This is a genomic window from Agromyces sp. C10, assembly GCF_023217995.1.
In the GTDB taxonomy this organism is placed as follows: domain Bacteria; phylum Actinomycetota; class Actinomycetes; order Actinomycetales; family Microbacteriaceae; genus Agromyces; species Agromyces indicus.
Map to the genome: position 1 here is coordinate 39,669 of NZ_JALPSX010000001.1, position 22,075 is coordinate 61,743.

Here is a 22,075-nt window from a genome sequence, read left to right on the forward strand (position 1 = left end):
GTTCTACGCCTCATTCCGGCCGGTTGCCCGAGACCGCGCCGATGGTGAACGACGTGGTGACGCCCTCGTACATGACGTGGGCGACGAGTCCGTCGACCGCGTGCCGCAGCGTGTGGCAGTGGTCGCTCCAGATGCCCGGGTTGTCGGCGACGAATGCCACGTCGTACGCCTCGCCGGGGTGCACGTCGAGCGAGTCGACGACCCACGGGCTCCCGGATGCCGCGATCCCGTCCCGCGAGAGGACCACGACGTGGTGCCCGTGGAGGTGCATCGGGTGCACGTCGCCGGAGTCGTTGCGGACGTGCATGACGACCACGTCCCCCTCGCGCACGTGGAACATCGGCATGTCGGGGAACATGCGCCCGTTGATGGTCCAGAAGTTGCCGGGCCGGCCGTCGATGATGCCGAAGCGGCGGGCGATGACGTAGTCGAACTCGCGGTCGGGGTCGGCGGTGCCGAACTCGAGCGGCTCGGGGCTGCCGTAGGCGAGCAGGTCGAGGGTCCGCGACGGCTGCGCGGAGGGCGGGGGCACGGATGCCGCCGGGCCGCCGACGATCACGCTGCGGCCGCCGGTATGCAGGCGCACGGCGGAGCCGTCGTCGGGTGCCCGCACCGCGACATCCGCTCGACCGCCGGCGGGGATGAGCACGCGCTCGCCGTCGACGGGAGTCGGCTCGTGCACGTCGTGCCCGTCGGTCGCGACGACCCGGAACGGCGCCGCCGACCACACGGCGGCGGTGCCCTGGTCGGTGTTGATCACGCGCACGCGCACCGTCGTACCGGGTTCGACGTCGACGCGGGCATCCTCGGCGCGGCCGTTCACCGTGTGCCGCCCGCCGTACACGTGCAGCAGCGCGGTGGTCTCGGCGTCGGTCGCGACCTCCGGGGGGTCGGCGGGTTCGATCACGATGGCACCGAGCAGCCCGCGCTCGACCTGCACGTGCGACACCTGATGGGAGTGGTACCAGTACGTCCCGGCATCCGTCGCCTCGAAGCGGTACACGTGGCGCCCTCCCACGGGTACGGCGTCCTGCGTGATGCCCGCGACGCCGTCGGCCGCGTTCGGCACGTCGATGCCGTGCCAGTGCAGCGTCGCGCCGTCGACCACCGACTCGTTCACGAACGTCACCTCGACGAGGTCGCCCTGCCGGGCGCGCAGCTCCGGCCCCGGCGACGTGCCGTTCACGGTGTAGCCGTCGACCGTGCGTCCGCCGGGAACGTCGATGCGCTCCTGCCGCGCCACGAACTCGACCCGCACGTCGGCCGGCCGATCCGGGTCGGCGGTCAGCGCGGTCACGTCGGTCGTGCCCGGGCTGCCGGCGACGGATGCCGCTCCGCCCGCCGCGTGCGCGCCGTGCCCCGCCTGCTCGGCGCCGAGGTCCATGACCGAGTACTCGCCGAGCAGCGTGGAACTCCACGCGAGCCCCGCCGCGCCGAGTCCGGTCGCGACCGCGACGCCGACGGCGACGCGTCGCAGCAGCTCACGCCGCGACCGCACGTGAGGTCGCCTCCTCCGGGGCGGACTCGCCGCGAGTGCGACGCATCCGGAGGGCGGCGACGGACGCCGCCGCGACGACCGCGAGCGCGTTCGCGCCGTGCACGAGCCCGAGGTAGGGCAGGTCGGTGACGGAGAAGCCGAGGGTGACCTGCAGCGCCACGAGCCCGAGGACGATCGCCGCCCACATGGTGCTGCCGCGCTCGCGGACGAAGAACGACACGACGAGCAGCGCGACGGCGACGAGCGGGATCACGATGCCGCCGACGAGTCCGTGGACCAGGAACCCGGCCTCGCCGACGCCGGCCGCCTGGAAGCCCTCGAGGAGCGCCTTGTCGACCACGCCGCCCTCCGAGACGAGGTTCAGCATGCCGCTGAACGCGAACGCGATCGCGGCGGCCTGGACGACGACCGCGCCGGCGACGGTCCAGGCGAGACCGGTGTACAGGGTGCGCATGATGCCTTCTCCTTCGTGCGGCGCCTCGTCGCGGCATCCGCTCGACCCCACGTTCGCCCGGCGCCGCCCGCGCCGGAACGCAGCCCGCCGGATGCCGCATGGCGGAGCACCGGACGCGTGATGGAGGCCAGCCGCCAAGGGGCGTCCCGGTTCGCCCCCTCCCGCGATCGCCGCGACAGGAGGACCATGGAACCGTGGACCGCAGGTGGGTGTGCCTCGCGACGTTCGGCCCCATCGGGGTCGCGTCCCTGGTCTACGTCGTCGTCGTGCGGGGCTTCCTCGACGCCGACAGCGACCACGGCCTCGCCTGGCCGTTGCTCGGCGCACTGCCGCTGTTCGTGTTCGGCATGTGGCTGCTCACCGTGTCGTCGTCGCGGGTCGCGGTGCTCATCGCGCTCGGGGCCACGTCGATGCTCGTCGGGTCGGCCTACGAGACCCTGGTGCTCCGCACGCCCGACCTGCTGACCGAGTCGTGGTTCCCGCTCTTCAACACCCTCGGCCTGACCGCCGACGCGCTCGCGACCTCCTCGCTGCTCATCGTCTTCGCGACCTTCCCGGACGGGGTCCCCGATCGGCGCTGGGAGCGCGTCGCGGTCCACTTCCTCTGGCTGCCCGTGCTCGTCGGCCCGTTGACCCTGCTCACCACCCCGCACGTGGTGATGTCGCCGTTCCTCGGCATCAGCGGCGAGGCGATCCCGAACCCGCTCGCCGTGCCGTGGCTCGAGTGGGCGGCGCCGCTCGTGCAGTACCTCGTGCTGCAGGCGTGGGCGGCCGTCGCGCTCGCGCTCGCCGTGCTCGTCTCCCGGGCCGCGTTCGGCCCGCCCGAGGTGCGGGCGCGCACGCGGGTCATGGCGCTGACCGTCGCCGGGGCCATCGTGGCGTTCCTGCTCTGGACGTTCGCGCCGGGCCTGTGGGGCGTCGAGCTGCTCGTCTATGCGTCGATGCTCGCGATCCCCGTCGCGGCCATCCACGGCATCCTCCGCTACGGCGCGTTCGACATCGGGCCGGGCGAACGCGGCGCGCGCGTCGAACGCTCGTCGAACCTGCTCATCACGGTCGTCTACGCCGCCGGGGTCGCGACGCCCGCCGTGCTGCTCACGCCACCGCTGCAGACGGTGCCGGCGATCCTGCTCACCACGCTCCTCGCGGTCGTGCTGCTGCCGGTGCGCACGTGGATGCAGCGTCGGCTGCACCGCGCCCTGTTCGGCGATCGCGACCGCCAGTTCGGCATGCTGAGCGAGCTCGGCTCCCGCCTCGAGCAGGCGGGCGAGCCGCGCGAGCTGCTCACCCGGCTCGCCGAGGCCGTGCGCGCCGGGCTCGACGCGACGTGGGTCCGCATCCGGCTGGCGGCGACGGATGGCGCGCTCGCCGATGCCCCCGCGGGCGTCGCCGCGATCCCCGGCGAGGCCGCCGGCACCGAGCCGGTCGAGTCGGTCGACCTGGTGCACGCCGACGAGACCCTCGGCCGGATCGAGCTCGGACCCCGCCGCCGCGGCGAGTACTCCGACGAGGAGCGGACGATGCTCCGCACCGTCGCGGGCCAGGCCGCGGCATCCGTCGCCAACCTGCGCCTCACCGCCCAGCTCGCCGAGCAGCTCGACGAGCTCACCGCCTCGCGCGAACGGCTCGTCGCCGCCCAGGACGACGAGCGGCGCCGCCTCGAGCGCGACCTGCACGACGGCATCCAGCAGGACGTCGTCGCGCAGATCGCCGGGCTGCGCCTCGCCCGGAACCGCCTGGAGCGCGGCGAGCTCACCGCCGACGAGTTGGCGGAGCTGCAGGACCAGGCCCGGGAGACGCTCACCGACCTGCGCGAGTTCGCCCGCGGCATCCACCCGCCGGTGCTGAGCGACAACGGGCTGGTCGCGGCGGTCGAATCGGGTGTCGCCCGGTACCCGATCCCCTTGACGGTCGACGCGGATGCCGCGGTGCGCGCCGAGCGCTACCCCGACGACGTCGAGACGACCGCGTACTACGTCGTGCGCGAGGCGCTTGCGAACACCGCCAAGCACGCGCACGCGTCGCACGCCTCGGTCGGGCTCGCGCGCGACGACGGGCACCTGCGCATCTCGATCAGCGACGACGGATGCGGCATCGGCGACGTGTCGCCCGCGTCGGCGACGAGCGGGGGGCTCGCGAACATCCGCGACCGGGTGGCGGCGCTCCGCGGCACGGTGCAGGTGGCACCCGCCGTGCCGACGGGGACCACCGTGGTCGTCGACCTGCCACTCAGCACGGCGGGAGCGTCGGGTGGCTGACGGGAGCGCGCTGCGCGTGGTCATCGCCGAGGACAACTACCTCGTGCGCGAGGGGCTTCGGCGCCTGCTGGAGGACTCGGGCGAGGTCGAGGTCCTCGCCTCGGTGGGCAACGCGACCGAACTGCTCGACGCCGTGCGACGGCTCGGTCCCGACGCGGTGCTCACCGACATCCGGATGCCGCCGGGCCACCACATGGAGGGGATCGAGGCCGCGCACGCCATCCGTGCGACGGCGGCCTCGACCGGGGTCGTGGTGCTCTCGCAGCACGCCGACGAGAGCTACGCACTCGCGCTGTTCGCCGACGGGTCGGCCGGCCTCGGCTACCTGCTGAAGGACCGGATCGGCGACCTCGAGGACCTCGTGCACGCGCTGCGAGAGGTGCGCGCGGGCGGATCGGTGATCGATCCGCAGATCGTCGACACGCTCGTGCGCCGGCGCAGCGCGAACGCCGCGAGTCCGCTCGCCGCGTTGTCGCCGCGCGAGCTCGAGGTGCTGCGCGAGATGGCGGCGGGCAAGACGAACGCGGGCATCGAGCAGGCGCTGTTCCTGTCGTCGTCGACCGTCGAGAAGCACGTCAACGCGATCTTCACCAAGTTGCGGCTGCCGGAGTCGGGCGTGCACCGGCGGGTGGCCGCGGTGCTGGCGTTCCTGAGGAGCGCCGAGGGGTAGTCGGCGGGCGGTGGAATCGGCCGCTGTCCGGCCGTTTCGGGTCTCCCGTCGGGCCGTGCCGGGTGTCGGTGGGTGCTGCTTGGATCGAGGTATGAGCAGCTCGATCGGCACCATCCTCGACGCGGCCACGGGCGACATCGGCGACGACTTCGACGATGCCGACGGCCTCCTCCGCGAGGCTCGTGGCGTGGCGGCTCCCGTCGGCCGGGGCGCTCAGCGCTCCCAGGCGGCGCGCTCCCGCGCCGCGAACTCGGCGAACGTCGTCGCCGGCCGGCCGGTCAACCGGCGCACCGCCCGGTTGGGCAGGGCCGAGACGTTCCAGCGCACGACGCGGTGGATCATGCGCTGCACGGCGAGGTAGTCCTCGGGCGCCCCGTTCGCGGCGAGACGCGCGAGGTACTCCCGCTCGCCCGGCCGCGCGTAGCGGATCTCCCGGCCGAGCACCTCGGAGAGGAGCCGGGCCACCCGGCGGTACGTCAGGCTCTGCTCGCCCGACAGGGTGTACGCCGCGCGGAGGTGGCCAGGCCCGGTGAACACCGCCGCCGCGACCCGGCCGATGTCGCGCGCGTCGATGAAGGCCGTGCGCGATCGGCCGGCCGGCACGAAGATCTCGTCGTGGTCGCGGATGTCGTCGCGGTACGTCGTCGTCAGGTTCTGCATGAAGAAGTTCGGCCGTAGGAAGGTGAACGGCGCATCGACCTCCCGCAGGTACCGCTCGACAGCGTGGTGCGGGGTCGACCGGTTCGCCTGCACGCCCTGCAGCGAGAGGAACACGATCTGCCGGATGCCGCGGCGCATCGCCGCGTCGATGAGCGGGAACAGGTACCGCTCCACGTCGGCGATGGGCGGCGGGCGCATCAGGAAGAGCCGGTCGCATCCGTCGAGCACCGCATCGAGCCGGTGCGCGGGCATGCCGAAGTCGAAGTGGCGGTGACGGATGCCGCGTGGCAACTGTGCGGCATCCGCCTCGGTTCGCACGCCCGCCACGACCGGCTCGCCGCGCTCGAGCAGGTGGTCGACCACGGCCGACCCGACGATCCCGGTGGCGCCCGTGACGAAGACGGCGTCGCTCGTCATCGCGCGCTCACGGTCGTCGGCCGACCCGGTCGAGGAGCGAGGCGAGCGTCTCGAGCTCGGCATCGTCGAGGGCGTCGAACGTCGGCAGGGCGTGCGCGACGAGCTCCTGCTCGAAGGCGTCGACCTGCTCAGCGGCCTCCGCGCTGAGGCGGATGACGCGGGACCTGGCGTCGTCGGGGTGCGGCGCCGATTCGACCAGGCCCTCCGCGCGGAGGCCGTCGACGAGCTGCGTGACCGCGCCGGGGGTCAGGGCGAGCGCCGCGGCGAGGGCGCTCGGGGTCACCGGTGCGGGGTCGTGGGCGAGGTGGAACAGGGCCTCGAGCTGCGAGCCGGTGAGCACTCGCCCGTGGAAGGGCGTGCGGCGTCCGCTCCGGAGCGAACGCCCGAGGGCGACCGTCCGCTCGATGACGCGGGCGACGTGTTCGCGGCGCGAGGTGTCGTCAGTCATGCGCTGACGAACGGCAGTTGGTGCACGTAGGTGCGGTCCTCGACCTGGCTCAGGATGAAGTCGGCGAGGTCGTCGCGGCTGATCTGCATGCCCGTGCCGACGCCGACCCATCCGACGCGGTACGTCCCCGTGCCGGGGGTCTCGAGCAGTCGGGGGCCGCGGACGATGGTCCAGTCGAGGCCGCTGTCGCGGAGCACGCCGAGGTGGGCCTCGGCGTCGGCGAGGACGTCGCCGGCGAGGGTCTTGAGCAGCAGGCGCATGACCCGGTCGGCCGCCTTGGGGCGATCGTGCTGCTCGGCACGCAGGCCGCCGCCCGAGAGGGACACGATGCGGCTGACGCCGTGGCGCTGCATGGCGGCGACGATGTGGCGGGTGCCGTCGGCCTGCAGCGACGCCGGCGACCCCTTCACGTGGCCGAACAGGCTGAGCACGGCGTCGGAGCCGGCGACGGTCTCGTCGACCGCGGCGGCGTCGAGCACATCGCCGCGGATGACGGTGAGCCGCTCGTGCTGCACCCCGAGGCGGGCGGGGTCGCGCACGAGGGCGCGGACGTCGAAGCCCTCGGCGAGGGCCCGATCGAGGACGCGGCGACCGGTCTTCCCGGTCGCGCCGAAGAGAGCGAGGGTGGTCATGCAGACAGTTTAGCCGCTAAAGCAACTGCCTGCGGCATCCGCTCGTCAGGCCTGCTCGAGTTCGGCGATGACGACCTTCTTCTGCTGCATCATCACCTGGACCTGCTCGGGCCGCCGGGTGAGCTCGTTCATGTTCGCGGGCAGGATCTGCCAGCTGACGCCGAACTGGTCCTTGCACCACCCGCACTGCTCGGCGTCGGGCACGTGCGAGAGCCGCGACCAGTAATGGTCGATCTCGGCCTGGTCGGCGCACGAGACGATGAACGAGATCGACTCGTTGAACGTGAAGAGCGGACCGCCGTCGAGGCAGGTGAACTCGACGCCGTTCAGGACGAACCGCCCGTTCACCACCTTGCCCGCCATGCCCCGGAAGTGCTCGTCGAGCGACTCGTCGGGATACTCGACGACCTCCACGATGCGCGAGTTCGGGAAGACGTCGACGTAGTAGTCCATCGCCGCGCGCGCCTGGTCCTCGAACCACAGGCACGGTTGGATCGGTGCGAGCTCGGCCATCGGGAACCCCCTTGTTCGGAACGGTGCTCGGGGCCACGGTACGCCCACCGCGTCCCATCCGCGCGGGCCTTCGCGAACGTGCGCTGCGTCGCTAGAGTCGAGGGGTGGGGGCGAAGCGAGGTTTGCCCGCGTCCGCGGCCGTGCTGGCCGCGGCCCTCGCGGGATGCGCCGGCGGGCCACAGGCCGGGCAGACGCCCACGGCAGGCGCGAGTCCGTCGCCGTCGGCGGATGCCTCGGGGCCGCTGTCCTGCGACGACCTCGTCTCCGGCGAACTCGTGGCCGCCGCCCTCGTCGGCGCGGACGGCGACCCGGTCGACCCGGTTCCCGCGGTGAACGGTACCGACGCGTTCACCGGCGTGCTGCTCGAGGGCGTGGGCGGGTTCGCCTGCTCCTGGCGCGTCGGCTCCGGCATGCCCGAGTACCAGGCGCCGAGCGACTGGGCCTACCTGCGACTCGACGTGCTTCCGGATGCCGCGGGCGAGTGGGTGCCGCTGCTGCTCGGCGACGCGCCGTCACCCGACACTCGGGAGGCGGCGGGCGTCGAGGCCTCCGTCGCGGCGGGCGATGCGGGCTGGTTCCTGTCGGCGCCGGTGGGGGAGGACTGGGCGGTCGCGTCCATCACCGCCGCCGGCCTCGCGGGAACCGGCAGCCGGTTCGAGGGCATCGATGCCGAGCGGATGCTCGACCGACTCGCCGACGTCGCCGAGGCGGCGTTCGCGACGCTGGGCACCGCGACGCCCGACCGGCTCGAGCGGCCCGCGGTCGAGCTGCGTGCGACGGATGCCGCGTGCACCGGCGCGCTCGACCGCGACGGCATCGTCGACGCGGCGCAGCTGCGGGCCGGCACGACCGTCGAATACCTGGTGACGGATGCCACGGCGGAGCCGCTCCGCGACTTCGCCGCCGCCGTGCACGCCGCCGCGCGCACGTTCGACTGCGAACTGCGGGTCGACGGCGGGACGGTGGTGACCGTGACCGCCGCACCCGGGTTCGGGCCGCTCATGGATGCCTTCCGCGCCCCCGACGCGGACGTCGCGTTCGACGGGCTCCCGCTCGACGGGGCGCCGGCCGGCGTCGAGGCCTCCGCCGTCGTCGAACGGCCCGCGGAGGACCCGGCGGCGGTCGCCGTCGTCGCCGTGGGCGATGCGCTGTACCAGGTGCGCGGCGAGCGTGTGGAGGAGGTCGCCCGCGCGATCGTCGCCCAGTCGCGATGACCGCGGCCTAGGCGGCGCGCACCGCCGCGAGGCTCTCCCGCACGATCGCGAGGCCGCGACGCAGCTCGTCCTCGGTGATCGTGAGCGCGGGCAGGAACTTCAGCACCTCGTCGTGCGCACCCGACGTCTCGATGACGAGGCCGCGCTCGAACGCCGCCTTCGACACGCGGCCCGCGAGGGTGCGGTCGGCGTCGCAGGCGATGCCCATCATGAGACCGCGCCCGCGGACGACGAAGTCGAGGTCCGGGTGCTCGTCGGCGATCCGCTCGAGCTCGGTGCGCAGCAGCTCGCCCTTGGCGGTGACCGCCTCGGCGAAGGCGGCATCCGCCCAGTACGTCTCGAGCGCGACCCGGGCCGACACGAACGCGAGGTTGTTGCCACGGAACGTGCCCGTGTGCTGGCCGGGCTTCCACACGTCGACGCCCGGACGGAGGAGCACGAGCGACATCGGCAGCCCGGAGCCCGAGATGGACTTCGAGACCGTCACGATGTCGGGCACGATGCCGGCGTGCTCGAACGCGAAGAAGCGGCCGGTGCGGCCGACGCCCGCCTGGATCTCGTCGAGGATCAGCAGGATGCCGCGGGCCTCGGTGATCGCACGGAGCCGCTGGAGCCATTCGACGCGGGCCATGTTGATGCCGCCCTCGCCCTGCACGGCCTCGACGATGACCGCCGCCGGGAGGTCGAGACCCGAACCCGGGTCGTCGAGCTGCTTCTCGAGCAGGTCGAGCGTGTCGACGTCGGCACCGAGGTAGCCGTCGTACGGCATGCGCGCGACGTCGTCGAGGCCGACGCCCGCCGCCGAGCGGTAGTGGCTGTTGCCGGTGACCGCGAGCGCGCCCATGCTCAGCCCGTGGAAGGCGTTCGTGAACGCGACCACGGTCGACCGGCCGGTCGCCTGGCGGGCGACCTTCAGCGCCGCCTCGACGGAGTTCGCGCCGGTCGGGCCGGTGAACTGCAGCTTGTGGTCGAGGCCCCGCGGCTCGAGGATGAAGCGCTCGAACGCCTCGATGAACGCCCGCTTGGCCGAGGTGGCCATGTCGAGGCCGTGGATGATGCCGTCGCGCTCGAGGTACTCGATGAGCGCCCGCGTGAACGCCGGGTTGTTGTGCCCGTAGTTCAGCACGCCCGCGCCCGCGAAGAAGTCGAGGTACTCGCGGCCGTCGGCGTCGACGAGGGTCGATCCGGTCGCGCGGTCGAACACGGTCGGGAACGCGCGCACGTACCCGCGCACCTCCGACTCGCGGCGGTCGAAGACGTCCAGGTCGGTGGCGCTGGTCGTGACGCTGCTCATGGCAGGCGGTCTCCTCTCGAGGAAGGTGGCGGTGCATCGACCCTACGGCCTCAGCCCGGGAGCGCAATGTGGGAGGGGATCAGCGGGGGCGCAGCTCCGCTTGGGCCGCCACCACGGGAAGCAGTCGCGAAGCGACATCCGTCAGCGTGACGATGCCGAGCAGGGTGCCCGCGCGCTCCACGACCGCGAGTTGGACCCGCTGCTCGCGCAGGTCGCGGAGCAGCTCGTACACCGGGGTCGCCGCGTCGACCCGGTACGCCGGCCTCGCGAACGTGTCGGCCCGCGTGCCATCGGCCGCCTGCAGCGTGTCGCGGACGTGGACGAACCGCGTCACGCGACCGTCGGGGTCGCGGACGAGGATGCGCAGATGCCCCGAGGCCAGCGCGGCCGCGCGGACGTCGGCGACCGTGGCGTCCGCCCCGACCGCGGCGGGCTCGGCGTCGGGGTTCGCGATCTCCCCGACGGTGAGCTCCTGCAATCCGATGACCTCGGTGATCTGCGTGCGCAGCTCGGGCTCGAGGACGCCCGCCTGGGTCGAATGCTCGACGAGCTGTCGGATGGTGTCGGCGTCCCGACCGCCCACGGCGGCGCGATCGACCGGCTCGACGCCCGCTCGGGCGACGAGGCGGTTGGCGATGCGATTGACCCAGACGAGGAACGGGCGGAAGACCCAGATGAAGCCCCGCGACGGCAGGGCGATCGCCTTCGCGGCGAGCTCCGGATGGGCGATGGCCCACGACTTGGGCGCCATCTCGCCGATCACGAGGTGGAGGAAGGTCACGAACAGGAGCGACAGCGCGAACGCTGCGCTGCCGGCCAGCCAGTCGGGCACGCCCCACGAGGCGAACACCGGGCCGAGCCATCCGTCGACTGCGGGTTTCGTGACCGCGCCGAGCGCGAACGTGCATACCGTGATGCCGAGCTGCGCGCCGGCGAGCATGATGGTCAGCTCGTTCATGCCGCGCAGCGCCGCCCGCGCGGATCGGCTGCCCGAGGCCTCCTGTTCGAGGCGGTGGCGGCGTGCCCCCATGAGCGAGAACTCGATGACGACGAAGAACGCGCTGAGCGCGATGAGCGCGATCGTGATCGCGACGACGGCCCCGGCGCTCATCGCTCGCCCTCCTCTTCGACGACCCTCGCCTTGATGACGGAGGGCACGTGACGGTCGACCTCCGCGACCTCGATGAGGAGGTGGCGGCGCCCGGGCTCGTCCTCCGCGAGCTCGGCACCGGTCGTCGGCAGGTCGACGCGCACGGTCTCGCCGACCTCCGGAAGGCTGCCTTCCTGCGCGATGATGAGGCCCGCCATCGTCTCGTAGTCGCCGCGCGGCAGGTCGCGGTCGATGATGCGCTCGACCTCGTCGAGGTGCAGGTCGCCATCCATGACCCAGGCGCCGTCGGCGTCGAGTTCCGCGCCGACCCCGGCGGGGGTGTCGTGCTCGTCCTCGATCTCGCCGATGAGCTCCTCGGCGAGGTCCTCGATGGTCACGATGCCGCTGAAGCCGCCGTACTCGTCGATGACGCAGGCCAGTTCGTTGTGCGACTCGGTGAGTGCGGCGAGGGCGTCGGGAAGCGGCATGAGCGTCGGCACCACGAGCGGTTCGCGCATGACGGCCGTGACCGGGCGCGCGTCGTCCGGCTCGGCGGCGAGCACGTCGGCGAGATGCACGACGCCGACCGGCTCCTCGCCCTCGCCCAGCACGGGGTAGCGCGTGTGCCCGCTCGCCATGCGAGCGCGCATCTGTGCGATCGTCGTCTCAGGGCCGGCGACGTCGACCCGGACGCGGGGGATCATGGCGTGCTCGACATCGCGCTCGGGGAAGTCGAGGACGCGATCGAGGAGGATCGACAGCTCCGCGGGCAGGTCGCCGCTCGCGCGCGAGTCGTCGATGATGTGCTCGAGGTCGGCCGCGGTCGCGCTGATGTCGATGTCGTGGACGGGCTCGACCCGGATCAGCCGGAGCACTGCGTTCGAGGCGCGGTCGAACAGGGCGATGAGCCATCCGAACACCGCGAGGTAGGCCTGCGTGGATCGTGCGAGCGCGCGTGCGAGGGGTTCCGGGTTCGCGATGGCCAGGTTCTTCGGGTACAACTCGCCGAAGATCATCTGCACGACCGTGGCGAGCGCGAGAGCGAACACGGTGCCCACCGCGATGCCCGTCGTGGTCGGAACGCCGACCCCGCCGAGCAGCATGCCCAGCGACTCGCCGATGAACGGCTCGGCGACGTACCCGACGAGCAGGCCGGTGACCGTGATGCCGAGCTGCGCCCCCGACAGCATGAACGACGTGCGCTTCGTCACGGCGAGGGCCCGCGCGGCCTGAGCGTCGCCGGCTTCGGCTCGAGCGCGGAGTCGCGCTCGGTCCACCGACATGTACGCGAACTCCTGGGCGACGAAGTAGCCGTTCGCCGCGATGATCGCAGCGGTGAGCAGGAGTCCCAGCAGCAGGAGCAGCAGCGCGGTGATCATCGCGTCACCGCCGGAGACCCGTGCTCGGATCTATGGCTGGGATCGTCGGCCGGGGGTGTGTCAGCGGTCGCGGGTCCGCACGTCGCGGCGGGACCCTCGGTGGTGGTGGGCACGGTGTGCTCGTCGCCTCCAATGCGAATGTGTGCGGCCCAGCGTACGAGCGGACGCTTGAAGGCGGCTGTACGGACTGAGCGCTGATCGTCCGAGGGATGTCACGACGGGTGCGCGGCCGGTGTCTCCATGTCACGACGAACGAACGTTGGAGGAGACATGACCACCACGAGGATTCCCGCCACCGAGGTCACCGGGCCGTACGGCGCGTTGGCGAAGTTCGCGATGCGGCGCATGGTCGGCGACGTGCCCGACTCGATCGGGGTGCTCTGGCACAACCCGCGGGTGTTCACCGACCTGATGGGCATCGGCCGGAAGTCGGAGCGCTGGGACGCGCTCGACGAGCACCTCGCCGTGTTCGCCCGCATGGCCGCGGCGGCCGAGGTCGGCTGCAGCTTCTGCCTCGACTTCAACTACTTCATGGCGCACCACCGCGGGCTCGACGAGGAGAAGGTGCGCCAGGTGCCCGGATGGCGGGAGGCGTCGGTCTTCAGCCCGCTCGAGCGCCGCGTGATGGAGTACGCCGAGGCGATGTGCCAGAGCCCGCCGGCCGTGACCGACGAGCTGTCCGACGCCCTGCTCGACGACCTCGGGCCGGCCGCGCTGCTCGAGCTCGCGGCGAAGGTCGCGCTGATGAACGCGACGGCGCGGATGAACCTCGCGCTCGGCATCCGCTCGGACCACTACGCCGACGCGTGCGGCCTGCCGCCGCTCGCGGAGCGCCCGGCCGTGGCGGGGGCGGCGTAGGGTGACGCGCATGAGCGCCGACCCGTTCGTCACGCACCGGAACCTGCTGTTCACGGTCGCGTACGAGCTGCTCGGCTCGGCCGCCGACGCGGAGGACGTGCTGCAGGAGTCGTGGCTGCGCTGGTCGCGCGTCGATCGCGCGGAGGTGCGCGACCTGCGCGCCTACCTCGTGCGCATCGTCACCCGCCAGGCGCTGAACCACCTGCGCACGCTCTCGCGCCGCCGCGAGGACTACGTGGGGGAGTGGCTGCCCGAGCCGGTGCTGACGAGCCCGGATGTCGCCGACGACGTGGAACTCGCCGAGTCGCTGTCGATGGCGACCCTCACGGTGCTCGAGACCCTCGGCCCCGCCGAGCGGGCGGTGTTCGTGCTGCGCGAGGTGTTCGACGTGCGGTACGACGAGATCGCGGATGCCGTCGACAAGACGCCCGCGGCGGTGCGCCAGATCGCGCACCGGGCCAAGCAGCACGTCGCCGCCCGACCGGCCCCGCGTCGAGGTGGCGCGGGCGGAGCAGGAGCGCGTGCTCGAACGGTTCCTCGACGCGTTCAACACGGGCGACCTGCAGGGGCTCATGGACGTGCTCGCACCCGACGTGGTGTCGGTCGCCGACAGCGGCGGCAAGGTGCGCGGCGCGGCGCGGCGGCCGATCGTGGGCGCGGAGAAGCTCGTCGCCTACCTCGCGGGCTCCATCCGCAAGTACGCGGTGGCGTACCGGGCGGTGCCCGCGTGGGTGAACGGCGGACCGGGCGCGCTCGTCGAGGTCGACGGGCAGCTCGTCGGGGCGCTCAGCGTCACCATCGAGGGCGGGCTCGTGACCCGCATCTACTCGGTCGCGAATCCCGACAAGCTGGCGCGGCTGGGCGCCGAGGCCGCGCTCGCGCGGTGACGGATGCCGCGCGGCCGCCGCCGGCGACGGCGGGACGCGTCATCCGCTCATGGTCGCCGCGGTGGCAGCCCGCCGCTGCCCGCCGCCTCGATGAGGACCTCGAGGGCGTCGGCGACCTCCGCGGGGCGCTGCAGGTGGCCGAGGTGCGCGAGCTCCATGGTCTGCGTGGCCCAGCCGAGCGATTCGGCCAGCAGCCGCTCGTCGGCATAGGCGTCGCCGAAGGCGAGGTACGCCGCCCGGAGCCCGTCCGTCCATCCGGCGGGCACGTCCACGGCCGCGCCGAGGTACGACGCGGGCACGCGCGGCGTCGCGGCGTGCACCCGCTCGAACGTCGCCTCGTCCGGGAACAGGGCGCGGACGGTCTCCGGCGGCCACCACTCGGTCCAGCGGGGGAGGGCGTCATCGACGACGAGCGGGCGGAGCAGCCCGCCGAGGTCCGGGCGCACGGCGGGCACGACCCCGCCGGTCGGCGCGGGGAGGACGGCATCCATGAACACGATCGAGGTCAGCGCACCGTCGGCCACGAGCGCCGGCATGTAGGTGCCCGCGTTCGAGTGCGCGACGCCGATGACGTCGCCGCGCTCGGCGATGGCGGCACGGTAGGCGGCCAGGACGTCCTCGGCGGTCGCCGCCGGGCCGGCGTCGGCGACCCGCACGGTGCGCCCACGACGCTCGAGCACCTCGGCGAGCGGGTCGAACGCCGCGGCCGGGAGGAAGACGCTCCCGAGGAGCACGAGGTCCGGCATCCCGCGATGGTAGCGAAGCCGCGCGGATGCGACGAGGGGCCCGGGTCGCCCCGGGCCCCTCGGTCGGAACCGTGTCGTGCGGAAGCAGCGCCTACTTCTGCACGAAGGCGAGCAGGGCGCGGGTGACCTCGTCGGCGTGGGTCCAGAGCAGGCCGTGCGGCGCGCCCTCGATCTCGACGTAGTCGGCCGACGGCAGGCGCTTCGCGAACTCGCGCGCGGTGGCGTCGATCGGCAGGATGCGGTCGGCGGTGCCGTGCAGGATCAGCGACGGCACGTCGACCTTCTCGATGTCGCCGCGGAAGTCGGTGAGCCACGACTGGACGACGGCCGACGAGGCGAACGAGCCGGCGGATGCCGCGGTGTTCCAGCTCGCGCGGACCGCGGCCTCGCCGATGCGGGTGCCGAGGTTCTCGTCGAGGTTGTAGAAGTCCTGGAAGAACTGGTCGAACCAGGCGTAGCGGTCGGACTTCGCGGACTGCTCGATGCCGGCGAACACGTCGGCGGGCACGCCCGTGGGGTTGTCGTCGGTCTGCAGCAGGAACGGCTCGAGCGAGGCGAGGAACGCGGCCTTGGCGACGCGGGCGCTGCCGTAGGTGCCGAGGTAGCGGCCGACCTCGCCGGTGCCCATCGAGAAGCCGACGAGGATCACGTCGTTCAGGTCGAGGGTGTCGAGCACGACCTTGAGGTCGGCGGCGAAGGTGTCGTAGTCGTAGCCGACGGTGGGCTTCGACGAGCGGCCGAAGCCGCGGCGGTCGTACGTGATGACGCGGTGGCCCGCGTCGAGCAGGGCGGCGGACTGCTTCTCCCACGACTCGCCGCTCAGCGGGTAGCCGTGGATGAGCAGCACGGGCTGCCCCGCGCCGTGGTCCTCGTAGTAGAGGTCGATGTTCGCCGAGTTCTCGGTTCCGACGGTGATGTACGGCATGGGGTGCTCCTTCATCGAAATGCCTAACCGTATGAAATGTTCTTGATGGTTAGTGCGTTGTCGACTGTAGCGCAGCCAACCGCGAAAGTATTCCAAGGGGGTTAGAATTCGATGACGATCCAGCAACACGGGGGTGACCAGATGACGACGGATGCCGCGCGCGCCCTCGCCGAGCACTCGCTGCTGCTCGACCTCGTCAACTCGCGCCTCCGCTACCCCGACCGGGTCGCCGACGAGCTGGGCGACGACGCTGCGGCATCCGCCTGGCTCATCGCGCACGGCGGCACGGGCGACCCCGCCGAGATCGCCGACGCGCGTGCGGTGCGCCCGCTGCTCGTCGACGTGCTGCGCGGCGAGCGCCCGGTCGATGAGCTCGCGCCGTGGGTCGGCGCGGTGACCCGCCGCCCCGCCCTCGGACCCGGCGGCCTCGAATGGCACGACGACCTCGACCCCGGCCGCCGCATCGGCGCGCGCGCGATGCTCGAATGGGCGAGCCTGCAGGGCCCCGAGGGGTCGCGCATCCGCCCGTGCGCGGCATCCGACTGCCAGCACTTCTTCATCGACACGAGCCGCGCGAACACGCGCCAGTGGCACTCGATGGAGACCTGCGGCAACCGCGCGAAGGCCCGTCGGCACTACGCGCGCACCCGGGGCGCGTGAGGGGCGCCGGCCCGTCGGCGAGAATGGAACCCGACACGAAGGGGTTCGACATGGCTGACCACACGAGCGGTTCGACGACGGATGCCGCGGGGCCGGCGACACCCGCGACCGGCGCCGCGCGGCTCGCGCACGAGCCCGGCCACCACGCGATCGGCTGCCCCGAGTGCTTCGAGGAACTGCAGCGCAACCGCGACTGGTGGAAGGCCCGCCCCGAGGGGTCGCGGCTCGTCGGGCTCGTCGTTCCGCGCGACGACATGCCGCCCATCCTCGAGCAGCGCACCGACCTGACCCGGTTCGGCGTGCAGATCCTCGACTTCCGCTACCCGACGCCCGACGCGCCCGAGTCGTGGGAGCAGCGACTCGCGCGCCTCTTCGAGACGCTCCGCGCGGGCGACGTCCTCGTCGTCGTCAACGAGCGCGCCCTCGGGCGCACGCCCGACGAGGTGGCCCGCACCATCCGCACGCTGCGACGACACGACCTCGTGGTGAAGGTGCTGAGCCATGGCGCGCCCCACCTCGAGGACGCCCGGGGCGAGGCCGCGGTCGGCTGAGCCGCGTCAGCGCAGCACGGTCTCCAGCCCGCGCGCGTCGAGGCGCGCGAGGTACTGCCGGGTCTCCTCGGCGTCACGCGGCCGGTACACGCGCATCGCGTAGCGGAACCGCTCGCGCGGGCCGGTGCGGATGACGTTGCCCGTGGCCACGCACGTGTCGTCGCCGAAGTAGACGCTGACGGTCCCGTCCCCGTTGCGCATCATCTCGGTCCCGGCGATCGCGGTGTGGCCGCCGCCGGCGCGTCCGCGCTGGTCGTACTTGACGACCGAGTAGAACCCGCGCTCGGAATCGACCGGCGGCACGTCGAACGTCCAGATGTCGCATCCGCTGCTCTTGGCCACGCCCTCGTGGTACTGGCCGTGCTCGGGCGGCAGCCCGCCCCAGCCCAGGCGCGTGCCGAGCAGGTGTTGCTCGGCATCCGTCGTCGCGGGGGTGCCGAACGCCCGGCTGAGGTCGGGCGCGGCGCCGGCCCTGCGCGCGAGTTTCGTGCCCACCGTGCGGCGGCTCGCGTCGTCGTAGTCGACGGGGCGGTACGCGTTCGCGGTGAGCGCCTCGACGCGCCGCAGGTCCTGCAGGCGGTGGGCGCGGTCGCGCCCTCCGGACAGCGAGGTGCGGCCGAGCACGTAGACGTGCGTGCCGCTCGACAGGTCGGCTCGCGTGAGGGTGAGCCGCTCGCCCGGGTAGACGACGCCGACGACGTAGTGCTGCTCGTCGATGACCTGGTCGACCTGGAATTCGTCGGACGGCTCGAGCGCGAACGTGGCCGCCTCGCTCACGTCGACGACCGCGTGCGAGTAGAGCACGTCGACGTTGGGGCGGACGGCGCCCGGGTGGGCCTCGTGCACCGGCACCCGGTCGTGGTGGAACGCGTTGACGGGCGCGCGGCCGAGCTGGGCGCGGAATCGGTGCGCGGTCTCGGCCTGCACGAAGTTCCTGGACGTGACCTTGTTCGACATCGGCGTCTTCCCCCTCGGTCCGCCGCCGGTCGCGGCCACCGGGACCAGTGTTCCAACCGGCGGCCGTCGCCGGAACCCCCTCGACGCGGGCTCGCGGACCCGGCGGTGTCCGGCGCCGGGCCTGATCGCTATGGTGACGAGAGTGGTGACCAGCGATCGCGACCTCGCCCGATGGCGGCTGCACTCGCAGCTGCTCGCCGCCCCGGTCGATGGCGCCCGGCAGGTGGTGTCGCGGCTGCTCGGCGTGCAGGCCGAGAATCCGTCGCAGTCGGCGTGGGCGGTCGCCACGCGCACGACGAACCCGCGGCAGGAGGACCTCGCCGACGAGCTCGCCGCCGGACGGGTGCTGCGCACGCACGTGCTGCGGCCGACCTGGCACTACGTCGACGCGGATGACGCGGCGTGGCTGCTCGACCTCACCGCGCCGCGAGTCCTGCCGGTGGTCGATGCGCAGTTGCGAGCGCACGGCGAGCGGATGACGCAACTCGCCGATGCGGTCATGTCGATCCTCGCCGCGACGCCCGACCGAACCCGCGGCGACCTTGCCGACGAGCTCGCCGCGCGCGGTCTCGAGCTCGTCGGCATGGAGCTGATGCTGCTCCTGGCCGGCCTCGAGCTGCGGGCGCTGATCTGCAGCGGCGCCCCGCGCGACGGCGAGCACACGTACGCGCTGTTCGCGGACCGCGTGCCGAACCCCCGGCGGCTGGATCGCGACGAGGCGCTTGCCGAGCTCGCGGTGCGCTACTTCACCTCCCACGGTCCGGCCACCGAGCGCGACCTCGCGTACTGGGCGACGCTGACTCTCACCGGCGTGCGGCGCGGGATCGCGGCTGCGGGCGACCGGCTCGAGTCGTTCGAGCACGACGACCGCACGTACCGGCACGTCGGCGGAGCGGTGCCGACCACGGCGGAGCCGGCGGGGCACCTGCTGCAACTGCTCGACGAGATGTACCGCGGGTACCAGGACTCGCGCCTCGTGATCGACGCCGACCGGCTCCTCACCCGCGGGCGGGAGACGGCCATCGGCATGGCGCTCGTCGACGGGCAGTTCGTGGCGGACATGCGGCGCACGGTCGGCGCGAAGTCCGTCACGTTCACGCTGCGCCCGCTCCGGCCCCTGCAGTCGTCGGAGCGCGCGGCGCTCGACGCGGCGGCGGGCCGCTACGGCGCCTACCTCGGGTTGGAGCCGCGCGTGGTCGTCGAGGGCTAGCGCCCCTCGGCGGCGTCGGCGCCGGCCCAGCGCAGCACCCGGAGCGCGCGCAGCGTCGTCCACCGGCTCGGGTCGCCCTTGGCCTCCTCCAGCACCCAGGCGCGCAGGGCGGGGCGTTGCGGACCGGCGGGCCATCGTCCGTCTGGCGCTCGCCGTGACCGGAGCAACTCGAGGGCGGGGTCGAGCCGGGGGTCGGCCGGCCCGCCGTTGCCGCGGAAGTGCTCGAGCGCGCGAAGGACGTCGTAGTACCAGTAGGCGGGGAACGCGAAGTCGGTGTATCGCTCGTTCGCGACTTCGCCGGTCGACTTCCGCAGGTGGAGGTGCCGGTCGAGCAGGTACTCCTCGCCGGTGCCGATGACGTCGGCGAGTGCGGCATCCGTCGACCCGGTGGCGCGCTGGTACGCGCGCAGGCCCTCGAGCACGCACAGCGTGCTGTCGAACGACGAGCGCGTCGTGGGCCGGGGTTCGGCGCAGTTCCATCCGCCGTCGCTGCGCCGCTGCGAGATCAGGCGTTCGACCATCTGGTCGGCGCCTTCGCCGAGCACGCCGAAGTAGGCGCCGAAGGTCAGGACGCCGCCGTTCACGCACTCCTCGACCTCGCCGTCGAAGAAGGGGCGGCCCCCGACATCGTCCGGCCAGCGCACGTCGCGTACCCTCTCGATCGCCTCGACGACGGCGGATGCCTCGGGGTCGATGCCGAACCGGGTGAGCACCTGCAGGGTCCACATCACCGAGTCGCGTTCGAGGCGTTCGCCGTAGACCGCGCCACCCCAGTACCCGTCGGCGGCCTGCAGCGCGAGCAGGTCGGCGCCCCAGCCCTCGGTCGCGACGCGCGCGCGGTCGGCGGCGACCGCGTCGGCCGGTTCGTCGAGCAGGTCGCGTCGCACCTGCCAGGTGATCGCCGGGTCGGCGTCGAGCAACCAGTCGATGACTCCGTCGTCCATTCGAGCATCGTGCCCGAGGCCACCGACATGGCGGCGGAGGCGCGGCATCCGTCGGTCAGGTCTGCGCTTCAGCGACCGTCGAGGTCGCGCGCCACGCGCCGCCACGGAACGGATGCGTCGGGCGCGCCGCCGCACCGCGCGCCTCGCCGTCGCACCGGACCACGACACCCCAGTCATCGAGCGAGGTGCCCGCCGCCTCGAGGCGGTCGCGCAACCGGCGGACGGCGCGGCGCGACGGTTCGCCGCGCACCGACACATGCGCCATGTGGGTCTCCGCGATCGCCGCGACCGCCCGCACGAGCGGGCCCGGCAACTCAAGCCGCTCGCCCAGTGACCGGATCAGCTCGGCGCCGCGCTCGGCGTGGCCGGGCGAGATGATGCGCCCGTCACGCGTCTGCGTGGTGTCGGGCTTGCCGACGTCGTGCAGCATCGCGGCCAGCACGAGGAGCGCCCGCCGGTCGACGTCGAGTCCGCGGTGGTCGGCGTCGGTCGCGGCGAGGTCGGCCGCCCAGAGCGAATGCACGAGCACGTGGCCCTCGGGGTGCCAGACGGGGTCCTGCGGCGTGGTCGCGAGGGCCGCGAGCTCGGGGACGGCGTCGATGATCCCGGCGGCGCGGAGCGCCTCGGATGGCGTCGGCGCGTGCCGGGCGATGTCGAGCAGGGCGGCGCCGAGGGTTGCGTCGGAGCGAGGTTGCGTCACGGTGTCGTGGTCGTGTCGAGTTCCACCCAGGCGATCAGGATGAGATCAGTCCGTCGGCTCGTCCGCCACGTCGATGAGCACCTTGCCGACCGTGCCCGCCGCGACCGCGTCGTGCGCCTCCGCCGCGCGCTCGAGCGGGAAGCGCGTGATCGGCAGCCCCGCCTCCTCGCCGACGGGCAACGCCCCGTCCGCGACGGCGGCGGAGACATCCTCGGCTGCCGCCGCAAGCGCCGCATCACCGACCGTGTACAGCAGCAGGAACTGGTACCGCACGTTCAGTGCGAAGTGATGCCGCACGTCGAGCGACATCTGCCCGCCGCCATCCGTCGCGTACACCGCAACCGAGCCGTGGTTCGCGAGCACCTGCGCGTTCAACGCCGCATTGCGGGCGGGGGAGACCTCGACCACCTGGTCGACCCCGTCGGGGGCGATGGCGCGGATGGCGCGGGCCGCGTCATCCGTTCGGTAGTTCACCACGTGCTGCGCACCCGCCGCAGTCGCGAGCGCCGACTTCTCGGGGGAGCTCACCGTCGTGATCACGCGGGCGCCCGCCCACCGCGCGAGCTGGATGGCAGCGTGCCCCACCGCGCCCGCCCCACCCGCGACGAGCACCGTGCGCCCCTCGAGCGCGCCCGGCGCGAGCCGCGACGGCCCGCCCTCGTGCACGGTCAGCGCCCGGTGCGCCGTCATCGCCGGAACCCCCAGCGACGCGCCCAGATCGAAGCCCGCGGCATCCGGCAGGTGCACCAGGCGACTCGCGGGCAGCACCGTGAACTCCTGCGCCGTGCCCGTCGGACGCTGGTGCGCCGCGAGGAACACCCACACCCGGTCGCCTTCCGCGAACCCCGTCACCCCGTCGCCGACCGCATCGACGACGCCCGCGCCGTCCTGGTTCGGCACGACCTCGTCGAACGGCGTCGACCGGCCGGGCGACGCGCCCGCGCGCGCCTTCCAGTCGGTCGGGTTCACGCCCGAGACGACGACGCGCACGCGCACCTCGCCGGCGGCGGGCTGCGGCAGGTCGCGCTCGACGAGCCGGAGTGCGGACGACGGGCCGGTCTCGGAGTAGGCGATCGCACGCATGGTCATGGCTCTATCCTGACGGGTCTG

22 protein-coding genes and 1 pseudogene are annotated in these 22,075 nt (G+C 73.1%); 8 read left to right on the forward strand and 15 right to left on the reverse strand.

The window, feature by feature from the left end; genetic code table 11:
* Nucleotides 1-10 precede the first annotated feature (10 nt).
* Nucleotides 11-1,498: a multicopper oxidase family protein gene (locus M1L56_RS00225; protein ID WP_248597657.1), complete on the reverse strand. Its 1,488-nt coding sequence runs from the start codon at nt 1,496-1,498 to the stop codon at nt 11-13.
* Nucleotides 1,482-1,952, reverse strand: a complete 471-nt coding sequence (locus tag M1L56_RS00230; RefSeq protein WP_067946203.1) for a hypothetical protein — start codon at nt 1,950-1,952, stop codon at nt 1,482-1,484. Before M1L56_RS00230 ends, M1L56_RS00225 begins: the two co-directional genes overlap by 17 nt.
* 194 nt (nt 1,953-2,146) lie before the next feature.
* Here M1L56_RS00230 and M1L56_RS16020 point away from each other — a divergent pair, with 194 nt between their 5' ends.
* Together M1L56_RS16020 and M1L56_RS00240 are read left to right on the forward strand one after the other, a co-directional pair.
* Nucleotides 2,147-4,210 carry a sensor histidine kinase gene (locus M1L56_RS16020; protein WP_248597658.1) on the forward strand — a complete coding sequence of 688 codons (2,064 nt, stop codon included), beginning with the start codon at nt 2,147-2,149 and terminating at the stop codon, nt 4,208-4,210.
* Nucleotides 4,203-4,880, forward strand: coding sequence for a response regulator transcription factor (locus M1L56_RS00240; RefSeq protein ID WP_248597659.1), 678 nt, complete (start codon nt 4,203-4,205; stop codon nt 4,878-4,880). The genes M1L56_RS16020 and M1L56_RS00240 overlap by 8 nt, the downstream gene beginning before the upstream one ends.
* A gap of 213 nt (nt 4,881-5,093) precedes the next feature.
* Here M1L56_RS00240 and M1L56_RS00245 read toward each other — a convergent pair whose 3' ends face one another.
* Genes M1L56_RS00245 through M1L56_RS00260 form a run of 4 tightly spaced genes read right to left on the reverse strand, consistent with a single transcriptional unit; the run spans nt 5,094 to nt 7,550 of the window.
* Entirely contained in the window at nt 5,094-5,957 is an 864-nt protein-coding gene (locus M1L56_RS00245) for an SDR family oxidoreductase (protein ID WP_248597660.1), read from the reverse strand.
* 7 nt (nt 5,958-5,964) lie between these two features.
* Nucleotides 5,965-6,405 carry a MarR family winged helix-turn-helix transcriptional regulator gene (locus M1L56_RS00250; protein ID WP_248597661.1) on the reverse strand — a complete coding sequence of 147 codons (441 nt, stop codon included), beginning with the start codon at nt 6,403-6,405 and terminating at the stop codon, nt 5,965-5,967.
* Nucleotides 6,402-7,037, reverse strand: coding sequence for an NAD(P)-dependent oxidoreductase (locus M1L56_RS00255; protein ID WP_248597662.1), 636 nt, complete (start codon nt 7,035-7,037; stop codon nt 6,402-6,404). The genes M1L56_RS00250 and M1L56_RS00255 overlap by 4 nt, the downstream gene beginning before the upstream one ends.
* 45 nt (nt 7,038-7,082) lie before the next feature.
* Complete coding sequence (locus M1L56_RS00260; protein ID WP_248597663.1) at nt 7,083-7,550, reverse strand: VOC family protein; 468 nt, start codon at nt 7,548-7,550, stop codon at nt 7,083-7,085.
* A gap of 104 nt (nt 7,551-7,654) precedes the next feature.
* Here M1L56_RS00260 and M1L56_RS00265 point away from each other — a divergent pair, with 104 nt between their 5' ends.
* On the forward strand, nt 7,655-8,764 hold the full coding sequence (locus tag M1L56_RS00265; RefSeq protein ID WP_248597664.1) for a hypothetical protein: 1,110 nt from the start codon (nt 7,655-7,657) through the stop codon (nt 8,762-8,764).
* Nucleotides 8,765-8,771: 7 nt separating this feature from the next.
* Here the strand turns inward: M1L56_RS00265 and ectB are convergent, their stop codons facing one another.
* From ectB to M1L56_RS00280, 3 genes are all read right to left on the reverse strand, one after another.
* On the reverse strand, nt 8,772-10,058 hold the full coding sequence (gene ectB / locus M1L56_RS00270; RefSeq protein WP_248597665.1) for a diaminobutyrate--2-oxoglutarate transaminase: 1,287 nt from the start codon (nt 10,056-10,058) through the stop codon (nt 8,772-8,774).
* Nucleotides 10,059-10,137: 79 nt separating this feature from the next.
* Complete coding sequence (locus M1L56_RS00275) at nt 10,138-11,169, reverse strand: hemolysin family protein (protein WP_248597666.1); 1,032 nt, start codon at nt 11,167-11,169, stop codon at nt 10,138-10,140.
* Complete coding sequence (locus tag M1L56_RS00280; protein WP_248597667.1) at nt 11,166-12,527, reverse strand: hemolysin family protein; 1,362 nt, start codon at nt 12,525-12,527, stop codon at nt 11,166-11,168. The genes M1L56_RS00275 and M1L56_RS00280 overlap by 4 nt, the downstream gene beginning before the upstream one ends.
* Nucleotides 12,528-12,797: 270 nt before the next feature.
* Here M1L56_RS00280 and M1L56_RS00285 point away from each other — a divergent pair, with 270 nt between their 5' ends.
* Both M1L56_RS00285 and M1L56_RS16170 read left to right on the forward strand, forming a co-directional pair.
* Nucleotides 12,798-13,385 carry a carboxymuconolactone decarboxylase family protein gene (locus tag M1L56_RS00285; RefSeq protein ID WP_248597668.1) on the forward strand — a complete coding sequence of 196 codons (588 nt, stop codon included), beginning with the start codon at nt 12,798-12,800 and terminating at the stop codon, nt 13,383-13,385.
* Between the two features lie 10 nt (nt 13,386-13,395).
* A pseudogene (locus tag M1L56_RS16170) lies at nt 13,396-14,272 on the forward strand (RNA polymerase sigma-70 factor).
* A gap of 47 nt (nt 14,273-14,319) precedes the next feature.
* Here M1L56_RS16170 and M1L56_RS00295 read toward each other — a convergent pair.
* Both M1L56_RS00295 and M1L56_RS00300 read right to left on the reverse strand, forming a co-directional pair.
* Entirely contained in the window at nt 14,320-15,018 is a 699-nt protein-coding gene (locus tag M1L56_RS00295) for an alpha/beta fold hydrolase (RefSeq protein ID WP_248597669.1), read from the reverse strand.
* A 91-nt stretch (nt 15,019-15,109) separates the two neighbouring features.
* On the reverse strand, nt 15,110-15,943 hold the full coding sequence (locus M1L56_RS00300; protein ID WP_248597670.1) for an alpha/beta fold hydrolase: 834 nt from the start codon (nt 15,941-15,943) through the stop codon (nt 15,110-15,112).
* 111 nt (nt 15,944-16,054) lie between these two features.
* On the opposite strand from M1L56_RS00300, the gene M1L56_RS00305 reads away from it, so the two are divergent.
* Both M1L56_RS00305 and M1L56_RS00310 read left to right on the forward strand, forming a co-directional pair.
* Complete coding sequence (locus M1L56_RS00305; protein WP_248597671.1) at nt 16,055-16,603, forward strand: CGNR zinc finger domain-containing protein; 549 nt, start codon at nt 16,055-16,057, stop codon at nt 16,601-16,603.
* 50 nt (nt 16,604-16,653) lie between these two features.
* Entirely contained in the window at nt 16,654-17,154 is a 501-nt protein-coding gene (locus tag M1L56_RS00310) for a hypothetical protein (protein ID WP_067946506.1), read from the forward strand.
* Nucleotides 17,155-17,160: 6 nt separating this feature from the next.
* Here M1L56_RS00310 and M1L56_RS00315 read toward each other — a convergent pair whose 3' ends face one another.
* A complete protein-coding gene (locus M1L56_RS00315; RefSeq protein WP_248597672.1) occupies nt 17,161-18,111 on the reverse strand; it encodes a DUF1254 domain-containing protein in 951 nt (316 codons plus the stop codon).
* A gap of 142 nt (nt 18,112-18,253) precedes the next feature.
* On the opposite strand from M1L56_RS00315, the gene M1L56_RS00320 reads away from it, so the two are divergent.
* The gene (locus M1L56_RS00320; protein ID WP_248597673.1) at nt 18,254-19,321 is read left to right on the forward strand and encodes a winged helix DNA-binding domain-containing protein; all 1,068 of its coding nucleotides are present in this window, start codon (nt 18,254-18,256) and stop codon (nt 19,319-19,321) included.
* Here M1L56_RS00320 and M1L56_RS00325 read toward each other — a convergent pair.
* Genes M1L56_RS00325 through M1L56_RS00335 form a run of 3 tightly spaced genes read right to left on the reverse strand, consistent with a single transcriptional unit; the run spans nt 19,318 to nt 22,048 of the window.
* Entirely contained in the window at nt 19,318-20,265 is a 948-nt protein-coding gene (locus tag M1L56_RS00325; RefSeq protein ID WP_248597674.1) for a hypothetical protein, read from the reverse strand. The two genes, M1L56_RS00320 and M1L56_RS00325, sit on opposite strands and share 4 nt — an antisense overlap.
* 55 nt (nt 20,266-20,320) lie before the next feature.
* Nucleotides 20,321-20,965, reverse strand: coding sequence for an HD domain-containing protein (locus tag M1L56_RS00330; protein ID WP_248597675.1), 645 nt, complete (start codon nt 20,963-20,965; stop codon nt 20,321-20,323).
* Between the two features lie 45 nt (nt 20,966-21,010).
* Entirely contained in the window at nt 21,011-22,048 is a 1,038-nt protein-coding gene (locus M1L56_RS00335) for an NADPH:quinone reductase (protein ID WP_248597982.1), read from the reverse strand.
* Between the last annotated feature and the right edge of the window lie 27 nt (nt 22,049-22,075).